This is a genomic window from Kineococcus anabasis, assembly GCF_054590795.1.
Map to the genome: position 1 here is coordinate 84,170 of NZ_BAAIHU010000005.1, position 21,056 is coordinate 105,225.

At 74.6% G+C, this 21,056-nt stretch carries 19 protein-coding genes; 4 read left to right on the forward strand and 15 right to left on the reverse strand.

The features are described from left to right. Window positions 1–97 precede the first annotated feature (97 nt). From ACYQBY_RS08555 to ACYQBY_RS08600, 10 genes are all read right to left on the reverse strand, one after another. On the reverse strand, window positions 98–577 hold the full coding sequence (locus tag ACYQBY_RS08555; protein WP_459643435.1) for an Lrp/AsnC family transcriptional regulator: 480 nt from the start codon (window positions 575–577) through the stop codon (window positions 98–100). 179 nt (window positions 578–756) lie between these two features. Further along, window positions 757–1,776, reverse strand: coding sequence for a sugar phosphate isomerase/epimerase family protein (locus ACYQBY_RS08560; protein WP_459643436.1), 1,020 nt, complete (start codon window positions 1,774–1,776; stop codon window positions 757–759). 14 nt (window positions 1,777–1,790) lie between these two features. Continuing rightward, complete coding sequence (locus ACYQBY_RS08565; RefSeq protein WP_459643437.1) at window positions 1,791–2,975, reverse strand: Gfo/Idh/MocA family protein; 1,185 nt, start codon at window positions 2,973–2,975, stop codon at window positions 1,791–1,793. A 150-nt stretch (window positions 2,976–3,125) separates the two neighbouring features. After that, window positions 3,126–4,181: a Gfo/Idh/MocA family protein gene (locus ACYQBY_RS08570; protein WP_459643478.1), complete on the reverse strand. Its 1,056-nt coding sequence runs from the start codon at window positions 4,179–4,181 to the stop codon at window positions 3,126–3,128. A 38-nt stretch (window positions 4,182–4,219) separates the two neighbouring features. Further along, window positions 4,220–5,011, reverse strand: a complete 792-nt coding sequence (locus tag ACYQBY_RS08575; protein WP_459643438.1) for a ThuA domain-containing protein — start codon at window positions 5,009–5,011, stop codon at window positions 4,220–4,222. A gap of 38 nt (window positions 5,012–5,049) precedes the next feature. Continuing rightward, on the reverse strand, window positions 5,050–5,934 hold the full coding sequence (locus tag ACYQBY_RS08580; protein ID WP_459643439.1) for a carbohydrate ABC transporter permease: 885 nt from the start codon (window positions 5,932–5,934) through the stop codon (window positions 5,050–5,052). A gap of 10 nt (window positions 5,935–5,944) precedes the next feature. Next, the gene (locus ACYQBY_RS08585) at window positions 5,945–6,913 is read right to left on the reverse strand and encodes a carbohydrate ABC transporter permease (protein ID WP_459643440.1); all 969 of its coding nucleotides are present in this window, start codon (window positions 6,911–6,913) and stop codon (window positions 5,945–5,947) included. Then, entirely contained in the window at window positions 6,906–8,132 is a 1,227-nt protein-coding gene (locus tag ACYQBY_RS08590; protein WP_459643441.1) for a sugar ABC transporter substrate-binding protein, read from the reverse strand. Before ACYQBY_RS08590 ends, ACYQBY_RS08585 begins: the two co-directional genes overlap by 8 nt. Window positions 8,133–8,296: 164 nt before the next feature. Then, window positions 8,297–9,301, reverse strand: coding sequence for a LacI family DNA-binding transcriptional regulator (locus tag ACYQBY_RS08595; RefSeq protein ID WP_459643442.1), 1,005 nt, complete (start codon window positions 9,299–9,301; stop codon window positions 8,297–8,299). Between the two features lie 145 nt (window positions 9,302–9,446). Continuing rightward, on the reverse strand, window positions 9,447–10,235 hold the full coding sequence (locus ACYQBY_RS08600) for a ThuA domain-containing protein (RefSeq protein WP_459643443.1): 789 nt from the start codon (window positions 10,233–10,235) through the stop codon (window positions 9,447–9,449). 191 nt (window positions 10,236–10,426) lie between these two features. Here ACYQBY_RS08600 and ACYQBY_RS08605 point away from each other — a divergent pair, with 191 nt between their 5' ends. Next, on the forward strand, window positions 10,427–11,521 hold the full coding sequence (locus ACYQBY_RS08605) for a DUF3616 domain-containing protein (protein WP_459643444.1): 1,095 nt from the start codon (window positions 10,427–10,429) through the stop codon (window positions 11,519–11,521). 46 nt (window positions 11,522–11,567) lie between these two features. Here ACYQBY_RS08605 and ACYQBY_RS08610 read toward each other — a convergent pair whose 3' ends face one another. The 4 genes from ACYQBY_RS08610 to ACYQBY_RS08625 all read right to left on the reverse strand — a co-directional run bounded on the left by ACYQBY_RS08610 (window position 11,568) and on the right by ACYQBY_RS08625 (window position 16,375). Then, on the reverse strand, window positions 11,568–12,728 hold the full coding sequence (locus ACYQBY_RS08610; protein ID WP_459643445.1) for an epoxide hydrolase family protein: 1,161 nt from the start codon (window positions 12,726–12,728) through the stop codon (window positions 11,568–11,570). Window positions 12,729–12,840: 112 nt separating this feature from the next. Next, window positions 12,841–13,719, reverse strand: coding sequence for a MaoC/PaaZ C-terminal domain-containing protein (locus ACYQBY_RS08615; protein WP_459643446.1), 879 nt, complete (start codon window positions 13,717–13,719; stop codon window positions 12,841–12,843). Beyond that, on the reverse strand, window positions 13,716–15,077 hold the full coding sequence (locus tag ACYQBY_RS08620; RefSeq protein WP_459643447.1) for a 3-oxoacyl-ACP reductase: 1,362 nt from the start codon (window positions 15,075–15,077) through the stop codon (window positions 13,716–13,718). The genes ACYQBY_RS08615 and ACYQBY_RS08620 overlap by 4 nt, the downstream gene beginning before the upstream one ends. Continuing rightward, complete coding sequence (locus ACYQBY_RS08625; protein ID WP_459643448.1) at window positions 15,077–16,375, reverse strand: acetyl-CoA C-acetyltransferase; 1,299 nt, start codon at window positions 16,373–16,375, stop codon at window positions 15,077–15,079. The genes ACYQBY_RS08620 and ACYQBY_RS08625 overlap by 1 nt, the downstream gene beginning before the upstream one ends. A gap of 104 nt (window positions 16,376–16,479) precedes the next feature. On the opposite strand from ACYQBY_RS08625, the gene ACYQBY_RS08630 reads away from it, so the two are divergent. Next, window positions 16,480–17,229 carry a TetR/AcrR family transcriptional regulator gene (locus ACYQBY_RS08630; protein ID WP_459643449.1) on the forward strand — a complete coding sequence of 250 codons (750 nt, stop codon included), beginning with the start codon at window positions 16,480–16,482 and terminating at the stop codon, window positions 17,227–17,229. Continuing rightward, on the forward strand, window positions 17,226–19,226 hold the full coding sequence (locus tag ACYQBY_RS08635; protein WP_459643450.1) for an acyl-CoA dehydrogenase family protein: 2,001 nt from the start codon (window positions 17,226–17,228) through the stop codon (window positions 19,224–19,226). The genes ACYQBY_RS08630 and ACYQBY_RS08635 overlap by 4 nt, the downstream gene beginning before the upstream one ends. An 84-nt stretch (window positions 19,227–19,310) precedes the next feature. Here the strand turns inward: ACYQBY_RS08635 and ACYQBY_RS08640 are convergent, their stop codons facing one another. Beyond that, window positions 19,311–20,534 carry a multidrug effflux MFS transporter gene (locus tag ACYQBY_RS08640; RefSeq protein WP_459643479.1) on the reverse strand — a complete coding sequence of 408 codons (1,224 nt, stop codon included), beginning with the start codon at window positions 20,532–20,534 and terminating at the stop codon, window positions 19,311–19,313. Window positions 20,535–20,816: 282 nt separating this feature from the next. Here ACYQBY_RS08640 and ACYQBY_RS08645 point away from each other — a divergent pair, with 282 nt between their 5' ends. Further along, complete coding sequence (locus tag ACYQBY_RS08645) at window positions 20,817–21,053, forward strand: hypothetical protein (RefSeq protein WP_459643451.1); 237 nt, start codon at window positions 20,817–20,819, stop codon at window positions 21,051–21,053. Window positions 21,054–21,056 lie beyond the last annotated feature (3 nt).

Sequence of the window (21,056 nt, forward strand, 5' to 3'; positions counted from 1 at the left end):
GGCGGCGGCGACGGGTGCGGCGAGCTGCGTCATGACGGCAGGGTAGGACGAAGACTTCCGGCGCCACAAGGTGAGCACCGGAATATATACGGCTAGATCAGCCGACAGGCGGAATCTCGTTGGCGAAAGCGACGCTGCGCCGCTCGAACGCGGTGCTCAGGACCACCGTGGTCCGGGTGCGGACGTTCGCGGTGGCGCGGATCGCCGCCAGCAGCTCCTCCAGGGCGCGCGGGGAGGCCACCCGCACCAGCAGCAGGTAGCTCTCCTCCCCCGCCACGGAGTAGCACCCCTCGATCGCCGGCAGCCCCGTCAGGCGCTCCGGGGCGTCGTCCGGCTGCGCCGGGTCCAGCGGTGTGATCGCCACGAACGCCGCCAGGGGCAGCCCCAGCGCCTCGGGGTCCACGTCCGCGGAGTAGCCCCGGATGACCCCCCGGGCCTCCAGCCGGCGCACCCGCGCCTGCACCGCGGACACCGACAACCCCGCCGCGCCGGCGAGCGTGGTCAGCGTCGCCCGCCCGTCCTCCGCGAGCAGGTGCACCAGGAGCCGGTCGATACCGTCGTCGAGGACCTCAGCCACGGACGCCAAGCTAGCGGGCACGGGCCTTGGAGGTGGAAGATTTCCGGCGTCTCACCCGGACGGCCGTGCCCCGTCCGCAGGAAGTCCGGGCACACGGGAGGCCCCGCCCCCGGGCACACGGGAGGCCCCGCCCCCCGGGTGCGCGGGGGACGGGGTCTCGTGCGCCGTGGTGCGGGCGCTCAGCCCTGGCTGGAGAACGCCGCGTCGAACGCGGCGGCCGGCGGCTGGATCAGCTCGCCGAGGCGGCGCACGAACGCTAGCGCGTCGGGGGCGCCCTTGAGGCGGTCCATCCCGGCGTCCTCCCACTCCACGCTCGTCGGCCCCTCGTAGCCGATGACGTTGAGCTGGCGGAAGATCGCCTCCCACTCCACGTCGCCGTGCCCGACGGAGACGAAGTCCCAGCCGCGGCGGGAGTCCGCCCACGGCAGGTGCGAGCCCAGCCGGCCGGCGCGGCCGTCGAGCTGCTTCTTGGAGTCCTTGCAGTGCACGTGGTAGATCCGGTCGGCGAAGTCCCGCAGGAAGCCGACGGTGTCCAGGTCCTGCCACACGAAGTGGCTCGGGTCGAAGTTCAGCCCGAACGCCTCCCGGTGGCCGATCGCCTCCAGCGCACGCTTCGTCGTCCAGTAGTCGTAGGCGATCTCGGACGGGTGCACCTCGTGGGCGAAGCGGACACCCACCTCGTCGAAGACGTCGAGGATCGGGTTCCAGCGGTCGGCGAAGTCCTGGTAGCCGCGCGCGATCATGGCGTCGGAGGCGGGCGGGAACATCGCCACCGTGTGCCAGATCGAGGACCCGGTGAACCCGGTGACGGTCTTCACCCCGAGCGCGGCGGCGGTGCGGGCGGCGTCCTTGACGTACTCCGCGGCGCGCTGCCGCACGCCCTCGGCCTCCCCGTCCCCCCACACGTGCGCGGGCAGGATGCCCTGGTGGCGCTCGTCGATCAGGTCGCACACGGCCTGGCCGGACAGGTGCGCGGAGATCGTCCACACCTTCAGCCCGAACTTCTCCAGCGTCGCCTTCTTCCCCGCGATGTAGTCGGCGTCGCGGGCGCCGCGGGTGGCGTCGAGGTGGTCGCCCCAGGTGGCGATCTCCAGGCCGTCGAAACCCCACTCCGACGCGAGGCGGCACACCTCCTCGAACGGCAGGTCGGCCCACTGGCCGGTGAACAGCGTGACGGGCCTTCCGGTCGAGTACGGCATCAGGTCCCCTTCTCTCAGACGGTCGTGTACGTGGACGAGTTCGCGGCGCTGCGCTCCACCGCGTCCAGGACGCGCTGCACCTGCAGCCCGTCCGCGAACGACGGCGTCGGGTCGGTGCCCGCCGCGATCGAGGTGAGGAGGTCCTGCAGCTCGTGGACGAAGGCGTGGTCGTAGCCGAGGCCGTGCCCGGGCGGCCACCAGTTGCCCACGTGCGGGTGCGTCGCCTCGGTGGCCAGGATCCGCCGGAACCCGCCCTCGGCGTCGGGCAGGGTCGCGTCGTGGAACCACAGCTCGTTCATCTGCTCGAAGTCGAACGCGACGCTGCCCCGCGAGCCGTTCACCTCCAGCCGCATGGCGTTCTTGCGGCCGGTCGCGAACCGGGTCGCCTCGAACGTCATGAGGGCGCCGCCGTCGCCGCGGGCCACGAACGCCGCGGCGTCGTCCACGGTCACCTCGCCGTACTCGGTGGACGCGGCCGCCGCCAGGCCGGTCTGCTGCCCGGTGCGCTGCGCCTCCAGCGGCCGCTGCTTCACGAACGTCTCCAGCACGCCGGTGACGCCGGCGATGCGCTGGCCGGTGACGAACTGCGCGGCGTCGACGATGTGGGAGCCGATGTCCCCCAGCGCCCCGGCGCCCGCGAGGTCCTTCTGCAGCCGCCACGTCAGGGGGAACTCCGGGTCGACGATCCAGTCCTGCAGGTACACCGCCCGCACGTGGCGGACGTCCCCCAGGCGCCCGGCGGCGACCAGCTCGCGGGCCAGCGCGACGGCGGGGACCCGGCGGTAGTTGAAGGCCACCATGCTGCGCACCCCGCGCCGGGCGGCCTCCTCGGCGGCGGCGGTCATCTCCTCCGCCTCCTCGACCGTCTTGGCCAGCGGCTTCTCGCAGATGACGTGCTTGCCGGCGCGCAGGGCGGCGATCGCGATCTCGGCGTGGCTGTCGCCGGGGGTGCAGATGTCGACGATCTGCACGTCGTCCCGCCCGAGCACCTCGCGCCAGTCGGTGGCGGCGTCCTCCCAGCCGAACTGCTCGGCGGCCGCGGCGGTGCGGGTGGCGTCGCGGCCCACCAGCACGGTGCGGCGCGTGCGCAGCGCCGGGGTGCCCACGTGGTCGACGGTGCGCCACGCGTGCGAGTGCACCGCCCCCATGAAGGAGTGCCCCACGAGGGCCACGCCCAGCGGCTGCTGCTGGTCGGTCACGGTTCCTCCTCAACGGTCCGGCTCGGCACCGGGCCGGACACCTCGAAAACTTTCGGTGCGCGTACCGACACGCGCGGGGGAAGTCTGCCCCCTCCGCCCCCGCAGCACGAGGGCACCTCCCCCACGGGCGCGCCGCGTCCGCCTCCAGCCCTACGGGCGCGCCGCGTCCACCTCCAGCGCGGCGCGCACCGACGTCCACGACCGCAGCACCCCGGCCACCTCGGGCCGCGCCTCCTGCCGCAGCGCCTCGGCGTGCGCGGCCTCGAGGACGTCGTCGATGCGCACCCGCGTCCCCGTGGCCGCCGAGGCGACGGCGGCCTCCACCATGGCCAGGCTCAGGACGTTGGCGTGCACCTCCCCCATGGGGACGGGGCCGCCGCGCAGGGCGGTGCGGAACTCGGCCAGCGAGCCGGCGATCTCGCGCCCCGGGTCGCCTCCCGCCACGACCTCCGCCGCGCCCTCGGCCACGGGGGCGTCGTCGCCGTTCCAGAGGGCGCTGCCCCGCTCGGCGCTGACCCGCCACGACCCGTTCCACGAGGTCTCCAGGCCCGGGCTGCACCAGCTGCCGGTGTAGACGAAGCGGACACCACCGCTCATCTCGAACACCGCGGTGGCCGCGGCGTCACCGCCGTACCAGCTCCAGGCCGGGTTGAACTCCTCGCAGTACACCGACACCGGCTCGGCGCCCAGCAGGAAGCGGGCCGTGTCGAACGGGTGGATCGCCATGTCGAGGAGCAGGGGGTGCGCCATCTCCTCGCGGAAACCGCCGAAGCGCGGGGCCTTGAAGAACTCCGTCGAGAGGATGCCGGGCCTGCCCAGCGCCCGCACCTGCTCCCGGAAGGTGAACAGGTGCGCGTTGTAGCGGCGGGACTGGCTGACGGCGAACAGCGTCCCCGTGACCTCTGAGGCCGCCACCAGCGACAGGGCCCGGGCGACCGTGTCGGCCACCGGCTTCTCCCCCAGCACGGGCAGCCCCGCGACGAGGGCCGCCGTGGTCACCGGGTGGTGTGCGGCGGGGACGGTGACGTTGACGACCGCCTCCGCACCGGTGGCCCGCGCCAGGTCGACGGCGTCGCGCCCCAGGGGCACGTCCGGCACCCCGGCGTCGGCGGCGGCGGCTGCCGCCACGTCCAGGTCGAGGTCCACCACGCCCACCAGCTCCACACCGGGGTCGTCGAGGATCGTGCGCAGCCACGCCCTGCCCATGCCCCCGGCGCCGACGAGGACGACGCGCAGCGCCCCGCTCACCGCCGCACCTCCTGCAGGTCGCGCGCGAGGGCGCCCTGGTAGCCGTGGCCGTCGGAGAAGTTCCCCGTCTCGTAGCGCAGCAGCGTGGGTGGCGTGCGCTCGGGGCGCAGGGTCACGGCCCACTCCACCGCGTTGGAGATCACCCGGCGCACCCCGCCGTGGAAGTAGGTCGGGTACCCCTGGTCACCGGGGCGGAAGTAGAAGATCTTCCCGTGGCCCCGCTTGAAGGTGCAGCCGGAGCGGAAGACCTCGCCGCCGGAGAAGGAGCTGATGAACACGAGCTCGTCGGGGGCGGGGATGTCGAAGAACTCCCCGTACATCTCGTCCTCATCGATGACCATCGGCTGCGGCACGCCCCGGGCGATGGGGTGGGTCGGGTCGACCGTCCACACCAGCTCCCGGTCGTGCTCGGCGCGCCAGCGCAGCGTGCAGGTGGTGCCCATCAGCCGGGTGAACACCTTCGACCAGTGCCCGGAGTGCAGGACGACCAGGCCCATGCCCTCCAGCACGTGCCGGTGCACCCGCCCGGCGACCTCGTCGGAGACCTCGGCGTGCGCGGCGTGCCCCCACCAGGTGAGGACGTCGGTGCTCTCCAGCACCTCCTCGCTCAGGCCGTGCTCCGGCTCGTCCAGGGTGGCGGTGCGCACGACGGCGCGCTCGGCGAGGTGCTCCTCGATGCCCTGCGCGATCGCCCCGTGCATGCCGTCGGGGTAGCGCGCGGCGACCTCCGGTTCCCGCTGCTCGTGGCGGTTCTCGCCCCAGACGGTGACGCGGATCGGGTCGTTCACAGGTCCTCCTCGGGACTGTCGTGGTTCGGGTGCGTCCCTCAGGACTTGACGGCCCCGCCGGCGAGGCCGGCGGCGACGTACCGCTGGGCCAGGACGAGCAGGGCGATGGCGGGCAGCGACGACAGCACCGCGGTCGCCATGATGGGGGACCAGTCGGCGACGAAGCTCCCGACGTAGGTGTAGAGGCCCAGGGTGACGGGGCGCACGGCCTCGGTGGTGGTCAGCGTCAGCGCGAACAGGAAGTCGCCCCACGCGAAGAGGAACGTGAACAGCCCGGCGGTGATGAGCGCGTTGCGGCTCATCGGGAGCACGACGGAGAGGAACGCCCGCACGTACCCGGCGCCGTCCACGTAGGCGGCCTCGATGATCGAGCGCGGGATGCCACCCATGAACGCGCGCAGCAGCAGGATCGAGAACGGGATGCCGGCGGTGGAGTCGGCCAGGACCAGCCCACCGACCGAGTTGAGCATCCCGAGGTTCGTGTAGACGCTGTACAGGGCGTTGGCGACGACGATGCCGGGGACCATCTGGGTGATGAGAACCCCGAACAGGATGGCGTCGGCCCACCGGCCGAGCCGGAAGTGCGCCATGGCGTAGGCGGCCGGCGTGGCGACCAGCAGGCTGAACACCACGGACCCGAGGCTCACGACCAGGCTCGTGGCGAGGTTGCGGCCCTGCTCGTCGATCGCCGTGGTGTACCCGCGCAGGGTGGGCTCCACGGGGAACCACGGCGTCGCGACGGCGTTGCCGGCCGGCTGGAGCGAGACGTTGACCATCCAGTACAGCGGGAACAGCATGACGGCGACGACGAGGACGCCGACGGCCGTGTGCACCGGCCGGCGCGGCGCCTTCCCGCCGCGGGGCGCGGTCTCGGGCGTGCCGTCGTCCGGGCGGGCGGTGGGAACGGGGACCGCGGTGCTCACGACGTGCTCCTCACTCGTCGACGGCGCGACGGTTGGCGCGCAGGTAGACGATCGCGAAGGCCAGGGACATGAGGATGAGGATGTTGCCGAGGGCGGCACCCGCACCGAAGTCGAACTGGCGGAAGGACTGGAGGTACGAGGCCAGGGCGATGGTCTGCGTGGCGTTGGCCGGGCCGCCGCCGGTGAGGCCGAGGATGACGTCGAGCACCTTCAGCGTGTAGACGACGCCGAGGACCAGCACCACGGTGACCACCGGGCGCAGCAACGGCCAGGTGATGTGCCGGAAGGCACGCCAGCCGGTCGCCCCGTCCAGCGCCCCCGCCTCGTACAGCTCGTCGGGGATCTCCTGCAGGCCGCCGTAGAGGATCGTCATGTTGAACGGGACGCCCAGCCAGATGTTCACCCCGATGACGGCCACGAGCGCCAGGGAGGTGCTGGTGAGCCACTCGGGGCGCACGTCGACGAACGGCAGGGCGGACAGGATGCGGTTGAGGGCGCCGTTGTCGGTGTCGAGGATCCACCGCCACACCGCCGTCCCGGCGATCATCGGGATGAGCCAGGGCAGCAGGATCAGCGAGCGCAGGACGCCGGACAGCGGGAACCGCTTGTGGAAGAACAGCGCGATCGCCAGGCCGAGGACGAACTGCCCGGCGATCGACCCGGCCGTGAACAGCACCGTGTTGACGACGGAACGGGTGAAGAGGGGGTCGCCGACCACGTTCGCGTAGTTGGCCAGCCCCACCCACGGGGCCTCGCCCGTGAAGAACGTGCGGGTCGTGTACTCCTGGAACCCCATGGTGACGTTCTTGACGATGGGGTACCCGAAGAAGAGGACGAGGTAGGCCACGGCGGGGACGAGGAAGGCCACCTCCACCAGCCGCCCCGCCGGTCTGCGCGCAGATCCCCCGCGCGCGGGCGCCGCGGCCGGCGGGGCACCGGCCCCGCCGGCCGCACGGCGCGGGGTCGCGAGGTCAGCCATCCTGGGCCTGCCGCAGCGCGTCCTGCGGCGTCATGCCGCCGACGAGCGCGTTCTGCACCGCCGTGTAGATCTTCGTGGCGGCGTCCGGCCACTGCGGGCCCAGCTCGCCGGTGCGGGCGCGCAGGTCGGGCACCTGCTCGGCGAAGGGCCCGAGGTTCGGGTTCTCCGCGGTGACCTCGTCGGCCAGCTCCGGCTTGGTGGGCACGGTCCCGGTCCCCACCGAGAGGGCGATCCCGTTCTCGTCGCTGTTGAGGCACCGGACCAGCTCGGCGGCCTTCTTCTGCTTCTCCTGGTCGCCGGTCTGCGGCACGGTCCACGCCTCGCCGCCGAACGGGGAGACGACGGTGGCCCCGGGCGTGGGCGCCGGGATGGGGACGATGCCGTACTCCAGGCCCTTGACGGCGTCCAGGGTGCCGAAGTTCCACGGCCCGTTGATCATCATCGCGGCGTTCCCGGCGGCGAACTGGTCGGCGATGTCCGCCTGGGACCAGTTGACCGACGACTTCGACAGGGACCCGGAGTCCACGAGGTCCTTGACGAGCTGCAGGGCCGCGGCCGTCTCCGGCGTGGCGATGTCCTTCTCGTCGCCACCGTTGGACCACATGAACGGCAGGAACTGCCAGGTGCCCTCGTAGGTGTTGATGTTCGACATCGCGAACCCGTACCGGTCGCCCTCGGTCAGCGCGGCCGCGACCGTCTTCAGCTCGTCCCAGGTCGTGGGCGGGGCCAGTCCGGCCTGCTCGAAGACCGTCTTGTTGTAGAACAGCGCGATCGTGTTCGTGACCGGCTGGAGGGCGTAGAGCTTCCCCTCGTAGGTGGAGGCCTTCAGGACGCCCTCGGCGACACCGGTGGAGTCCACCCCCAGGTCGTCGAGGGGGGCCAGCGCGCCGGAGGAGGCGATCTGCTGCACGTCCGGGTTGTCGAGCATGAGGACGTCCGGCAGCGTCCGTGAGGAGGCCTGCTGCAGCACCTTCTGGATCAGGGTCTCGCCGGGGACGGCCTCGCGGTCGATCTTCATGCCGATCTGCTCGCCGCACGCCTCGATGGCGTCGTTCCACAGGGCGGCGTTGGGGTCGGAGTTGTAGTAGTCGAGCACTCGCAGCGTGTCGGCGCTGCCGGAGGCGGCCGCCCCGCCGCTCCCCCCGCCGCAGGCGCTCAGGGCCAGGGGCAGGGCCAGCACGGCGGCCAACCCGGTGCGCGCGGTTCCTCGTCGAACCATGACGTCGTCCTCTCGTCGCGCCCACGACTGCGTGGGCTGTCGGTCCTGCGTCCTGCATGCCTGTCGATGCGTATCGTCGATGCGTATCGACGACCGGTGCGGTTCGGTCCAGTGCGGTCTGGCGTGGTCGGTCCGGTGCGGTCGGTCGCGGGTGGCCGGAGGGTTCAGCCGGGGGTGCGCACGGAGCGCCGGCGGGTCAGCTCCGCAGGCACCCGGCGCAGCTCGCCGGGTGCGGTGGGCTCGTCGATCAGGGAGAACAGCCACTCCATCGCCTGCCGCGACACGTCGCGCGGTTGCGTGGAGACCGCCGTCAGCGGCACCGGCTGCGTCCCGGCCTCGGCGTGCGTGGAGAGCGCGACCAGGTCCACGTCGCGCCCGGGCACCAGCCCCCGCCGCAGCAGGGCGCTGACCGCCTCCGGGGTGTTCGTCGTGCTGAGCAGGCCCGGCGGCGCGCCCCGGTGGTCGGCCAGGACGTCGTCCAGGCAGCGGTCGAGCGCCTCCTGCCCGGGCGGCACCGCGCACCAGCGCAGGTTCACACCGCGCGCGGCGGCCTCCTCCTGCGCGGCGCCGCGGAAACGCGGCAGGTAGTTGATGTCGCGCTCCTCCGCGTCCGGGCCCCAGCCGAGCACGACGACCTCGCGGTTGCCGGCCCCGGCCAGCTCGGCCACCAGCAGCCGGGCCCCGGTCTCGAAGTCGAAGTCGATGCAGTGCAGGCCCTCGGCGTCCTGCGGGAAACCGATGAACAGCGCCGGGCGCGCCAGCGAGCGGGCCACCTCGGCACGCTCGTCACGGGTGCGCACCTCCATGACGACGACCGCGTCGCACAGGGCCCGCCCCACCACGCGCCGCAGGCCGCCCGGCCCCTCGTCGGCCATCACGACCAGGAGGTCGAAGTCGCGGGCGCGGGCGGCGAGGGCGATCTCCTCCACGAACGCCATGAGGCCGTGGGCGCTGACCTCGCTGCGGAACGGCACGACGGCCGCGACGACGTGGGTGCGCTGGCTGGCCAGCGCACGCGCGCCCGCGTGCGGCTGGTAGGTCAGCTGCGCCATAGCGTCCTCGACCAGGCGGCGGGTCTTCTCCGAGATGGGCCGCTTGCCGCTCATCACGTAGGAGACGGTGCTCTGGGAGACGCCGGCGACGCGCGCCACGTCCTTGCTGGTGAACACGAGCCGGCACCCCCGTTCGCCATCGATACGCTTCGACCCGGTGGCGCCGGACTGTAGTTCCGCCCTCCACCCGCGCACAAGACCCCGGCGCGCGGGTGGAGGGTTCAGGCGCCGGCGAGGTGGCGGCGCACCGGCCGGAGCGCGCTCACCCCTCCCCGCCGCGGCCGAGGGGACCCTCGTAGCCGTGGCCGGTGGAGAAGTCGCCGGTGTCGTAGCGCAGGAGCACCGGGCGGGCCCGCTCGGGCCGGTCGGTGTGCGCCCAGCGCACGCCGTTGGCGATGACGCGGCGCACGTCGCGGTGGTGGTAGACGGGGTAGTCCTGGTCCCCGGGGGAGAAGTAGAAGATCCTCCCGTGGCCGCGGCGGAACGTGCAGCCGGAGCGGAACACCTCCCCGCCGGAGAACGAGCTGATGAACACCAGCTCGTCGGGGGCGGGGATGTCGAAGAACTCCCCGTACATCTCCTGCTCGTCGATCACGATCGGGTGGGGCACGCCCTGCGCGATCGGGTGGGTGGGGTCCACCGTCCACACCAGCTCCCGGTCCCGCTCGCTGCGCCAGCGCAGCGTGCAGGTGGTGCCCATCAGCCGCTGGAAGATCTTCGACCAGTGCCCGGAGTGCAGCACGAGAAGGCCCATGCCGGCCAGGACGTGGCGGTGGACGCGCTCGACGACCTCGTCGGAGACCTCGTGGTGCGCCGCGTGGCCCCACCAGGTGAGGACGTCGGTGCTCTCCAGCACCTCCTCGCTCAGGCCGTGCTCCGGCTCGTCGAGGGTGGAGGTGCTGACGATGACGTCGTCGCCGAGGTTCTCCTCGATGCCCTCCGCGACCGCACCGTGCATGCCCCTCGGGTAGCGCGCGGCGACCTCCGGCTCCCGCTGCTCGTGCCGGTTCTCGCCCCAGACCGTCACGCGGATCGGGGTCGTCGTGCCCATGCGCCCTCCTCGGTCCCGGTGTCCCTCGCCGCACACCGCGGGACACGCTCTCACGACACCCCGGCCGCGCCCCACCAGCCCCGCCGGTGGGGTCCGTGCAGGAGGTCCCGCGCGGGGGGTCCGCGCGGGCGGGGTGCCGCGATCCGGCCGGAGGGCCCCGGCGCCGGGCCCGGGCGCGGCAGACTGCCCCCATGCGCGAACACGCCCCCGTCGTCCGCCAGGTGGAGCTGCACTTCACCGAGGACTCCAAGGCCGGAGCCACGCACGTCAACCTCTCCGCGGTCCGCCAGGACGGCCCGCACCTGTGGGTCGCCGGCGACGAGACCGCGACGGTGGAGCGCCTCACCGCCGAGGTCCGCGACGGCGTCGTCACCGGCTACGGCGGGCAGCACAGCGTGCGCCTGGCGGACCTGGTGACGCTGCCCGCCGGGGAGGACGAGGAGGTCGACGTCGAGGGCCTCGCGCGCTCCGGGCCGTGGCTGTGGGCGGTGGGCTCGCACAGCCTCAAGCGCAAGAAGATCCGCCCGGAGGACTCCGACGCCAAGGCCCGCAAGCGCCTCGGCAAGGTCGTGCGGGAGGACAACCGCTTCGTCACGCTGCGCCTGCCCGTGGACCCGGCCACGGGCCTGCCCGCCCGCTCGGTGACCACCCCGGACGGGCAGGTGCTCACCGCCGCCGTCCTCGGCGGGCACGGCGACTCCCTCGCGGAGGTCCTGGCGCAGGACAAGCTCCTCGCGCCGTTCTTCGCGATCCCCAGCAAGGACAACGGCGTGGACGTGGAGGGCATCGCCGTCCACGGCGACAGCCTCTACGTGGGGTTCCGCGGCCCCGTCCTGCGCGGCTGGGCGGTGCTCGTGGAGGTGCGGCCCACCACGCACCCCGAGTACCCGCACCGGCTGCGGCTGGAGCCCTTCGCCGACGGCGAGCCGTACCACCTGCACCTGCTGGACCTGGGCGGCCTCGGCATCCGCGACCTGTGCCCGGAGGGTGACGACCTGCTGGTCCTCGCCGGCCCGAGCATGAGCCTGTCCGGGCCCGTCCGCGTGCACCGCTGGGTCGACGGCTGCGCCGCCGACGCCCCCGCGGTGGTGCGCGGCGACGCCCTGCCCGTCGCCCTCACCCTGGCGCACGGGGAGGGCGAGGACCACGCCGAGGGCATCGCCGTGCTCGAGGAGCGCGGCCCGGACGGGCGCCGGCGGGTGCTCGTCGTCCACGACAGCCCCTCCGACGCCCGGCACACCGCCTCCGGCGGGGTGCTCGCCGACGTGGTGGACCTGCCGGGCTGAGGTCCCGCGGCCGGGTGCTCCACGGGGCGCCCGGCCACCACCGCGCTCAGCGCACGTCGCGGAAGAAGGTCCGCAGGTCCGCCACGACGGCCTCCGGCACCTCCAGGGCGGCGTCGTGCCCGCCCTCGGGGTGCTCGCTCCAGTGCACGATGCCGGTGTTGTCGCGCTCCGCGAAGGTGCGGATCGAGCGGAAGTCGTCGGCGAAGACCGCCACGCCCATCCGGCCGGGGTTCACGACGGGCTCGGCGCCGGCGTGGGCGTCCTCGTAGTGGTAGCGGCCCACGCTCGCGGAGGTGTTGGTGAGCCACTCCAGCGTGACCTCGGTGAGGATCTGCTCGGGGGTCACCCGCGAGGTGCCGTTGCCGAAGGAGTTGAACAGCTCGTTCCAGGCGAGCTGGCCGACCGGGGAGTCCGACAGGCCCACCGCGACCGTCTGCGGCCTCGAGGCGTTGACCGCGTTGTAGCCGCCGACGGACTGGAACCACTGCATGTGCTCCAGCGCGGCGTGGTCGGCGGGGGTGAGGTGCTCGAACTCCGCCGGGTCCCCGCTGGGGAAGGAGAAGGCCTGCAGCACGTGCGAGCCGAGGAACCCGGCGGGCGCGAGGATCCCCAGCTCCCGGGCGACGATCGCGCCGGTGTCGCTGCCGTGCACACCGTAGGAGGCGTACCCCAGGCCCCGCATCAGCACGTCGAGGGTGCGGGCGGCGCGCGCCAGGGTCCAGCCGCGGTCGGCGACCGGGGTCGACCAGGCGAAACCGGGCAGGGAGGGGACGACCACGGAGAAGGCGTCCCCGGCCCGGCCGCCGTGGGCGACGGGGTCGGTGAGGGGGCCGATCACGTCGAGGAAGTCGACGAAGCTGCCCGGGTAGGAGTGCACCAGCAGCAGGGGCACGGCGCCCGGCTCGGCGGAGGGCACGTGCAGGAAGTGGATCCGCTGCCCGTCGATCTCGGTGAGGTGGTGGGGGAAGGCGTTGATCCGCTCCTCCTGCGCCCGCCAGTCGAAGGCCTTCCAGCGCTCCACCATGTCGGCCAGGTAGGAGTTCGGCGTGCCGTAGGTCCAGTCGTCGCCCGGCGCGGGCTGCGGCAGGCGGGTGCGCTCCAGGCGCTCCCGCAGGTCGTCGAGGTCGGCCTGGGCGGCGCGGGAGCGGAAGGGCTGGACGTGCAGTTCCGCGCCGGTGCCCGTCCCGGTGGTCGTCTCGGTCGTCATGGCGGAACGCTAGGGGCGGCCCGGCGGGGTGCGGTGCCGCGACGCACGCCCCGGTGCCCGCCGTTCGCCGGCCCGTCGCCCGCACGTCACGGGACCGCCCCGGACCCGCGCCTCAGCGCGGCGCCACCCGCGTCAGCAGGTGCGGGATGCCCGAGCGCCCCCGCACCGCCGTGTGCCAGCCGTCCCCGTCGCGGGTGGCGAGGTGCTCGACGGTGGAGCCGAGCAGCAGGGGCTTGGCGAACTGCACGTCGACGGCGAGCGCCCCCGGCAGCCGCCCGTCCAGCGCGGCGAGGCTGCGCGCGGCCGTCCACATGCCGTGGGCGATGGCACCGCGGAAACCCAGCAGCCGCGCGCTCGGCGTGGACAGGTGGATGGGGTTCACGTCACCGCTGACGGCCGCGTAGCGCCGCCCGGTGCCGGCGGGCACGCGCCAGGTGGCGGACCCGCCCCGACCCGGCAGGGGCAGGTCGGGGGCGTCGTCGGCTCCCGCGCCGGCCGGGGCGGACGCGCCGCGGGCGAGGTAGGTGCTCACGCCCCGCCACACCGCGGCGCCGGCGGTGCCGACCTCCGCGACGAGGTCGACGACGGCGCCGCTGCGGTGGCTGCGCACCGGGGAGGCGCCCACCCGCACGGTGAGCTCCTCGCCCAGGCGCAGCGGGCGGTCCTGCTCGACGCGCTGGCGCACGTGGACGAGCCCGACGAGCCGGAACGGGAAGGGCCCGGTGGTCATCAGGGCGAGCTGGAGGCCGAAGGCCAGGACGTGCGGGTACGTCGGCGGCAGCTCGTCGCGCAGGACGAACCCGCAGACGCGGTCGTAGGCGGCGAGCCGGGCCGCGTCGACCCGCACGCCGCGCACCTCCAGGGCGGTGCGGGAGGGGTCGGCGGCCGCGTCGGGTCGCACTGCGAGCGCGCGGGCGTAGAGCCGGGCGACGGGCGGGACGGCGTCGAGGACGCGCACGGTGGGGGTCGTGGGTTCCGGCACGGCGCTCACGCCCCCAGCAGGCTCTGCCCGCAGACGCGGACGACCTGCCCGTTGACGCCCCGGCTCGCCGGGTCGGCGAGCCACGCCACGGTCTCGGCGACGTCGACGGGCAGCCCGCCCTGGGCGAGGCTGTTGAGGCGCCGGCCCACCTCCCGGGTGGCCAGCGGCATGCGTCCCGTCATGGCGGTCTCGATGAAACCCGGTGCGACGGCGTTGGCGGTCATGCCGCGTTCCGCCAGCCGCGGCGCGAGGGCGCGCACCATGCCGATGACCCCGGCCTTGCTGGTGGCGTAGTTCGCCTGCCCGCGGTTGCCCGCGATGCCGGACAGCGAGGCCAGGCACACGAACCGCGTGCCGGGCCGCAGGGCCCCGTCCGCGCCGAGCAGGGCGTCGTCGAGGCGGAGCTGGGCGGCGAGGTTGACCTGGAGCACGCTCCCCCACCGGTCGGCGTCGGTGTTCACGAGCAGCTTGTCGCGGGTGATGCCGGCGTTGTGGACGACGACGTCGGCGCCGCCGTGCCGCTCGCGCAGGTGCGCGGCGAGCGCGGCCGGGGCGGTGGGAGCGGTGATGTCCAGGTGCAGGGCGGTGCCGCCGACGCGGTTGGCCACGGCCGCCAGCGCCTCGCCCTGGGCGGCGACGTCCACGCAGACGACGGTGGAACCCTCGCGGGCCAGCACCTCGGCGATGGCCGCACCGATCCCCTGCGCCGCACCGGTGACGACGGCGACGGGGCGCTCGCCGGTCCCGGCCGGGCCCTGCGGTGCGGGGCCGACGGTCACGACCTGCCCCGAGACGTACGCGGAGCGCGCCGAGAGGAGGAACTCCAGCGTGGAGGACCAGTCGCCCGCGCCCGCACCGGCGCGCACCCGCAGCAGGTTCACGGTGGCGCCGGAGCGGGCCTCCTTGCCGGCCGAGCGCACGAAACCCTCCAGCCCCTGCTGCACGGCGGCGGCCTCGACGGTGGGGGCGGCCGGGGTGGGGGCCTCCTCCGGCACGGCGCCGACGACGAGGAGGCGCCCGCTGGGGGCCAGGCGGCGGAACGCGGGGGCGACGGCGGCGCGCAGCCCCTCCAGCTGGACCACCTGCCGCAGGCTGGTGGCGTCCACGACGACGGCCGCGACCTTCCCCCCGCCCTCGGGCAGGGCGTCGAGGACCTGTGCGCCGCGGGAGCGCAGCAGGTCCGCGAGGCCGTCGCGCAGGGGCGCGGCGCCGGCACCGGCGACGAGCACGGGCCCGTCGAGGAGGGGCTGGCCGGGGCTGTACCGGCGCAGCGCCGCGGGCCGGGGCAGGCCGAGCTGCGCGCTCAGCCACGCGCCGGGGGCGCTGCGGGTGAACCCGGCGTAGCGGTCGGGGGTGCGGCTGCTCATCAGGCCTCCACGATCGCGGCGACGCCCTGCCCGCCGGCGGCGCAGATGGAGATGAGGGCCCGCCCGCCGCCGCGCTCGGACAGCAGCTTGGCGGTGGTGGCGAGGATCCGCGCGCCGGTGGCGGCGAAGGGGTGGCCGGTGGCGAGGGAGGAGCCGGCCACGTTGAGCCGGGAGCGGTCGATCTCCCCGAGGGCGGCGGGCAGGCCGAGCCGGTCGCGGCACCACTCCTCGTCGGCCCACACGTCGAGGACGGCGAGGACGGTGGAGGCGAAGGCCTCGTGGATCTCGTAGAGGTCGAAGTCCTGCAGGGTGAGGCCGTTGCGGGCCAGCAGCCGCGGCACGGCGTGCGCCCCGGCCATCAGCAGCCCCTCGCCGCCGTGGACGAAGTCGACCGCGGCGGTCTCGGCGTCGACGAGGTGCGCCAGGACGGGCAGGCGGCGCTGCGCGGCCCACTCGTCGCTGGCCAGCAGCACGACCGCGGCGCCGTCGGTGAGGGGCGTGGAGTTGCCGGCGGTCATCGTCGGCCCGGCCAGCTCCGCGGCGCGGCCCTGCGTGCCGAACACGGGCTTCAGCGCGGCGAGCTTCTCGGGGGTGGTGTCGGGGCGCAGGGTGTCGTCGCGCCGCAGCCCGAGGTAGGGGGTGAGGAGGTCGTCGAAGAACCCCCGCTCGTAGGCGGCGGCGAGGTTGCGGTGGCTGGCCAGGGCGAGCTCGTCCTGGGCCGGGCGGGGGATGCGGCGCTCGGCCGTGGTGATCGCCATGTGCTCGCCCATGGACAGGCCGGTGCGGGGCTCGGAGTTGCGCGGCGGCTGCGGGCGCAGGTACCCGGGGCGCAGCCGGGCCACGGCCCGCAGCCGCTGCTGCGGGGTGCGGGCGTGCTGCAGGTCCAGCAGCACGCGGCGCAGGCCCTCGTCGACGGCGACGGGGGCGTCGGAGGCGGAGTCGGTGCCGCCGGCGACCGCGGACTCGGCCTGCCCGAGGGCGATCTTGTTGGCGGCGAGGACCGCGGCCTCCAGGCCGGTGCCGCAGGCCTGCTGCACGTCGTAGGCGGGGGTCCGGGGGTCCAGCGCGGTGGACAGGACGGCCTCGCGGGTGAGGTTGAGGTCGCGGCTGTGCTTGAGGACGGCACCGGCGACGACCTCACCGAGGCGCTCGCCGGCGAGGCCGTAGCGGGCGACGAGGCCGTCGAGCGCGGCGGTGAGCAGGTCCTGGGTGGAGGCCTGGGCGTAGTGCCGGCCGGAGCGGGCGAAGGGGATGCGGTTGCCCCCCACGATCGCGGCCCTGCGGGGTGCCGGAGCCATCGGGTCTCCTCGTCGACGTCGGAGCGGAGCGGAGCCTTCTCGGAACGCGCAGTAGTTCGGTACGGAAGGTAGCAGGTACTCCGAGTACCGCGTACTGTGGCGGCGTGGACCCCGCCGACGCCTCGCCGACCGCCCTGCACCCCGCCCCGGGCACGACCCCCGGCGCGGCACCCGGCGACGGGGCCGGCGGCACCACCGGGCCCCGCCCCGACCGGCGCCGCACCCGCTGGGCCGAGCACCGCCGCACCCGCCGCGAGGAGCTCGTCGAGGCGACCCTGCGGGCCATCACCCGGCACGGCGCGGGCGTCGGCATGGACGAGATCGCCGCCACCGCGGGCACCAGCAAGACCGGCCTCTACCGGCACTTCGCCGACAAGGAGGCCCTCTACCTCGCCGTCGTCGAGCGCGTGAACCGCCTCATCGTCCGCGAGCTCAAGGCCGCCGTCGCCCGGGCCGGCACCCCCCGCGAGGCCCTCGCCGGGATCATCGCCACCTACCTGCGCCTCGTCGAGGACGACCCCGAGGTCTACCGGTTCGTCGTCAAGCACCCCTTCCTCGACCGGGACGTGCCCTCCGACCCCGTCGCCGGCCTCACCACCGCCATCGGCGACGCCACCGCACGCACCCTCACCGCCCAGCTGCGCGCCGCCGGGGCCGGCTCGGAGGCGACCGAGGCCCTCGCCCACGGGCTCGTCGGCATGATCCGCGCCGCCGCCGACCGCTGGATCTCCGCCCCCGAGCGCCCCGCCGCGCACGTCCTGGCCCGCCACCTCACCGACCTCGCCTGGGGAGGGCTCAGCGCCCTGCTCCCCGCCCCCGACTCCGCCCTGTCCGTCCCCGAGGAGCAGCGATGACCGCCACCGACGTGCCTACCACCACCGTCCCGGCAGCCGCCGGCCCCGCCGAGGCCCCCGCCGCTCCCGGCCCCCTCGACACCGAGGCCCTGCGCCGCTTCGTCGACGGCACCTTCCGCGAGGCCCGCGAGGCGTGCCGCGCGCAGCTGCCCCCCGACCTCTTCGAGCCCGCCGACCACCTCGGCACCGCCGAGCACCGCGACCGCACCCGCGACCAGCTCCGCCGCGTCGTCGCCCTCGGCGGCCACGAGCTCGGGTTCTCCTCCCGCTGGGGCGGCGGCGACGACCCCGGCGGGCAGGTCAGCCAGTTCGAGATGCTCGGCTTCGGCGACGCCTCCCTGATGATCAAGTCGGGGGTGCAGTTCGGCCTGTTCGGCGGCGCGGTCCAGGCCCTCGGCACCGAGCGCCACCACGCCGAGCTGCTGCCGCGCATCCTGCGCCTGGACCTGCTCGGCTGCTTCGCGATGACCGAGTCCGGCCACGGCTCCGACGTCGCCGGCCTGCGCACCACCGCCACCTACGACCCCGCCACGCAGGAGTTCGTCGTCCACTCCCCCGACGCCGGCGCGCAGAAGGAGTACATCGGCGGCGCCGCCGAGGACGCCGAGGTCGCCGTCGTCTTCGCCCAGCTGGAGACCCTCGGCGAGCGCCACGGCGTGCACGCCCTCGTCGTCCCCCTCCGCCGCGACGGCGAGGCCCTGCCCGGCGTCACCCTCTCCGACTGCGGCCGCAAGATGGGCCTCAACGGCGTCGACAACGGCCGGATCCTCTTCGACTCCGTCCGGGTCCCCCGCACCGCGCTGCTCGACCGCTACGCCCAGGTCGCCGAGGACGGCACGTACTCCTCCCACATCTCCAGCCCCAACGCCCGCTTCTTCACGATGCTCGGCGCCCTCGTCAAGGGCCGCGTCAGCATCTCCGGCGGCGCCCTCAGCCAGACCAAGGTCGCCCTCGCGATCGCCCTGCGCCACGCCCAGCGCCGGCGGCAGTTCACCCGCCCCGGCGCCGGCGGCGCGGGCGGCGAGGAGGTGCTGCTGCTGGACTACCTCACCCACCAGCGCCGCCTGCTCGTCCCGCTGGCCACCACCTACGCGCTGACGTTCGCGCAGGACGAGCTCATGCAGGCCATGCACGAGGTCGTCGGCGCCCAGCTGCGCGGCGAGGAGGTCGACACCGTGAAGCAGCGGGCCTTCGAGGCGCACGCCGCGGGGATGAAGGCCGTCTCCTCCTGGCACGCCACCGCCACCATCCAGGCCTGCCGCGAGGCGTGCGGCGGCGCGGGCTACCTCTCGGAGAACCGCCTGCCGCAGCTCAAGGCCGACAGCGACATCTTCACCACCTTCGAGGGCGACAACACCGTCCTGCTCCAGCTCGTCGCCAAGAGCCTGCTGACCCGGTACAAGCAGCAGTTCTCCGACCTCGACACCCTCGGCATGGCCAGGCTCGCCACCCGCGACCTCATCAGCACCGTCGCCGGGCGCAGCCCCGCGCGCCTGCTCGTGCAGGAACTGGTCGACTCCGCCCCCCGCAACGACGTGGAGGAGTCGCTGCACAGCCGCACGTGGCAGCTCCAGATGGTCCGGTACCGCGAGAAGCACCTCGTCGACACCCTCGCCAAGCGCGCCCGCAAGGCGCGGGGCAAGTCCGTGGGCCGGTCCTATGACGTCCTCGGCGGCCTGCAGGACCACCTCGTCACCGCCGCCCGCGCGCACGTCGACCGCGTCGTGCTCGAGGCGTTCGCCGCGGCGGTCGAGCGCTGCGAGGACCCCGCGGTGAAGGCCCTGCTGGAGCAGGTGTGCGACCTGCACGCCCTGGCGCTGCTGGAGTCCCACAAGGGCTGGTACCTGCAGCACCGGCGGATGAGCCCGGTGCGCGCCAAGCAGGTCACCCGCGCCGTGAACGACGCGGTGAGCGCGCTGCGCCCCCGCACCGACGAGCTGCTCGCCGGTTTCGGCATCCCCGACGCCTGGCTCGGGGCCGCCGTCCTGCAGCGCTGAGCGCACGCACGAGGGCCCCGTCCGCGACCTGCGGACGGGGCCCTCGTGCGTGTGCCGCGTCAGTCCTGGACCGACGCTGCCGCGTCAGTGCACGGCCACCGCGGCCGCGTCGGCCCGCGCCGCCGCCTGCTCCCCGCGCACCACCAGCCGCGCCAGGACCGCCGCCACCAGCAGCGCCCCCGCGATCGCCAGGGCCATCGGCAGCGCCGAGCCCCGCTCGCCCAGGCCGGTCAGCGGGGCGATGACCGAACCCAGCCCGAACTGGCTCGCGCCCAGCAGCGCGGCGGCCGCCCCCGCCCGCTCACCGTGCCGGGACAGCGCCACCGCGGCCGCGTTCGGCCCGCACAGCGCCACCACCGCCAGCACCACCCACAGCGGCACCAGGATCCCGAGCATCCCGCCCAGGCCGGTGGCCGCCGTCACGACCAGGGCCACCCCGGCCAGCGCGCCGGCCGTCAGCGCCGCCGTGAGGATCGCACCCGGCGAAAAGCGCTGCAGCAGCGCCACGTTCACCTGGGAGGCCACGACGAGGAACACCGCGCCCGCCCCGAACACCAGCGCGAACGTCTGCTCGTCCAGGCCGAAACCCTCCTGCAGGACGAAGGAGGCGCCGCCCACGTACGCGAACACCGCCGCCATCGTCAGGCCCGCCACCAGCATCAGGCCCACCAGCGTCCGGTCGCGCAGCAGCTCCGCGTACGCCCGCAGCGTCGGCCGCACCCCCGCCGCGACCCGCCGCTCGGCCGGCAGCGTCTCCTTCAGCGCCAGCACGGCCACCAGCAGCAGCAGCGCCCCGAGGACCCCCAGGGTCAGGAACACCGTCCGCCACGAGCCCGCCGCCAGGACCACGCCGCCCAGCGACGGGGCCAGCACCGGCGCCAGGCCCATGATCAGGATGAGGCGGGACAGGATCGCCGCCGCGGCGCTGCCCGTGAACAGGTCCCGCACCACGGCCATCGCCACGACGCTCGCCGCGGCGACGCCGACGCCCTGCAGGACCCGCAGCGCACCCAGCGTCGCGATCGAGGGCGCCATCGCGCACAGCACCGACGTGAGGATGTGCAGGGCGATCCCGGCGATGAGGGGACGCCGCCGGCCGTAGGCGTCCGAGAGGGGGCCGATGAGCAGCTGGCCCAGCCCCATGCCGACAAGCATCCCGGTGAGGGTCAGCTGGACGGCCGACGCGCTGGCGTCGAGGTCCTGCGTCAGGGCGGGCAGTGCCGGCAGGTACATGTCGATGCTCAGGGGCCCGATGGCGATGAGGCTGCCCAGGACCACGACGATCCGCCAGCGCCGCGCGGCGCCCATCGGCTCCGGGTCAGCGCTGCGCCCCACGGGCGCGGGGTCCACGGCCTCCGGCAGGGCGGCTGCCACCTCTCCCGGCGCCGCTCCCGGCGCACCCCCCGCGACCGGGTCCTGCTCGTGCTGCCTCGTCACCGTTCCCCCTCCCGGGGAACGTCGGTCCGCTCCCCCTCCGGGCGACAAGCCTGAACCGTCACGGTGTGTTCCCGCCACGGCGTTTCCGGCCGGGCTGCACCCGCCCGGAGCACATCCCTGGACCGGGCGCCACGAGCGGGGCACACTCCGCTCATGGGTGCAGCGCCCGTTCCGGACCGCGCGACCGTCCTGCTGGGACGGGACCGCGCGGGCCGCGCGCTGCGCGTCTCGCGCCACCCCGAGCAGGACCGCGTCGTCCTCAGCGTGTGGCAGGGCTCCGCCTGCACCGCGACGTTCCGGCTGGCCACGGCGGACGTGCCCTCGCTGGTGCGGGCCCTGACCGACGCCCTGGTGGAGGCACCCACGCGCGGCGCCGGCGTGGACGCCTGAGCG

What these genes read in the sequence shown, in the direction of transcription:
- ACYQBY_RS08560 (WP_459643436.1), bottom strand. Translation starts at nt 1,776, where the DNA reads ATGCCGTACTCGACCGGAAGGCCCGTCACGCTGTTCACCGGCCAGTGG.
- ACYQBY_RS08570 (WP_459643478.1), bottom strand. Translation starts at nt 4,181, where the DNA reads ATGGGCAGGGCGTGGCTGCGCACGATCCTCGACGACCCCGGTGTGGAG.
- ACYQBY_RS08585 (WP_459643440.1), bottom strand. Translation starts at nt 6,913, where the DNA reads ATGGCTGACCTCGCGACCCCGCGCCGTGCGGCCGGCGGGGCCGGTGCC.
- ACYQBY_RS08590 (WP_459643441.1), bottom strand. Translation starts at nt 8,132, where the DNA reads ATGGTTCGACGAGGAACCGCGCGCACCGGGTTGGCCGCCGTGCTGGCC.
- ACYQBY_RS08600 (WP_459643443.1), bottom strand. Translation starts at nt 10,235, where the DNA reads ATGGGCACGACGACCCCGATCCGCGTGACGGTCTGGGGCGAGAACCGG.
- ACYQBY_RS08605 (WP_459643444.1), top strand. Translation starts at nt 10,427, where the DNA reads ATGCGCGAACACGCCCCCGTCGTCCGCCAGGTGGAGCTGCACTTCACC.
- ACYQBY_RS08610 (WP_459643445.1), bottom strand. Translation starts at nt 12,728, where the DNA reads ATGACGACCGAGACGACCACCGGGACGGGCACCGGCGCGGAACTGCAC.
- ACYQBY_RS08620 (WP_459643447.1), bottom strand. Translation starts at nt 15,077, where the DNA reads ATGAGCAGCCGCACCCCCGACCGCTACGCCGGGTTCACCCGCAGCGCC.
- ACYQBY_RS08625 (WP_459643448.1), bottom strand. Translation starts at nt 16,375, where the DNA reads ATGGCTCCGGCACCCCGCAGGGCCGCGATCGTGGGGGGCAACCGCATC.
- ACYQBY_RS08635 (WP_459643450.1), top strand. Translation starts at nt 17,226, where the DNA reads ATGACCGCCACCGACGTGCCTACCACCACCGTCCCGGCAGCCGCCGGC.
- ACYQBY_RS08640 (WP_459643479.1), bottom strand. Translation starts at nt 20,534, where the DNA reads ATGGGCGCCGCGCGGCGCTGGCGGATCGTCGTGGTCCTGGGCAGCCTC.
- ACYQBY_RS08645 (WP_459643451.1), top strand. Translation starts at nt 20,817, where the DNA reads ATGGGTGCAGCGCCCGTTCCGGACCGCGCGACCGTCCTGCTGGGACGG.